Annotated in this window: 2 tRNA genes and 1 rRNA gene; all 3 read right to left on the reverse strand. The window is 47.1% G+C overall.

The annotated features are described in order from the left end of the window. Window positions 1-309 precede the first annotated feature (309 nt). Window positions 310-385 (reverse strand) — tRNA-Ala (locus GIW48_RS29650). A gap of 30 nt (window positions 386-415) precedes the next feature. Continuing rightward, window positions 416-492 (reverse strand) — tRNA-Ile (locus tag GIW48_RS29655). An 82-nt stretch (window positions 493-574) separates the two neighbouring features. Then, window positions 575-650, reverse strand: a 16S ribosomal RNA gene (locus GIW48_RS29660); the annotation flags it as partial.

Here is a 650-nt window from a genome sequence, read left to right on the forward strand (position 1 = left end):
ACCACGTCTTTCATCGCCTCTGACTGCCAAGGCATCCACCGTATGCGCTTCTTCACTTGACCATATAACCCCAAGCAATCTGGTTATACTGTGAAGACAACATTCGCCGAAAATTCGAATTTCTCAACTAAGAGAACTCACAAATTTTACCTTAGCCTGATCCGTTACCAGTGAAAGTAACGTTCAGTCTATCTTTCTATCACATACCCAAATTTTTAAAGAACGATCTAATCAAAGACTAGAAATCAACATTCATCATCAACCTGATGGAATGCTCATTTCTAAGCTTTCTTAACGTAGAAGCAGTAGTGGTGGAGCCAAACGGGATCGAACCGTTGACCTCCTGCGTGCAAGGCAGGCGCTCTCCCAGCTGAGCTATGGCCCCGTATTTCTACAGGCGTTTCCCACACAAAATTGGTGGGTCTGGGCAGATTCGAACTGCCGACCTCACCCTTATCAGGGGTGCGCTCTAACCAACTGAGCTACAGACCCAATTTCGGGCTGCTTCTTATCGTCTTCTTCAATGAATCAAGCAATTCGTGTGGGAACTTATGGAGCAGCTGATGTCGTCGATTAAGGAGGTGATCCAGCCGCAGGTTCCCCTACGGCTACCTTGTTACGACTTCACCCCAGTCATGAATCACACCGTG

It is taken from the genome of Pseudomonas sp. PA-6-3C, from assembly GCF_021605825.1.
GTDB classification, from domain to species: domain Bacteria; phylum Pseudomonadota; class Gammaproteobacteria; order Pseudomonadales; family Pseudomonadaceae; genus Aquipseudomonas; species Aquipseudomonas edaphica.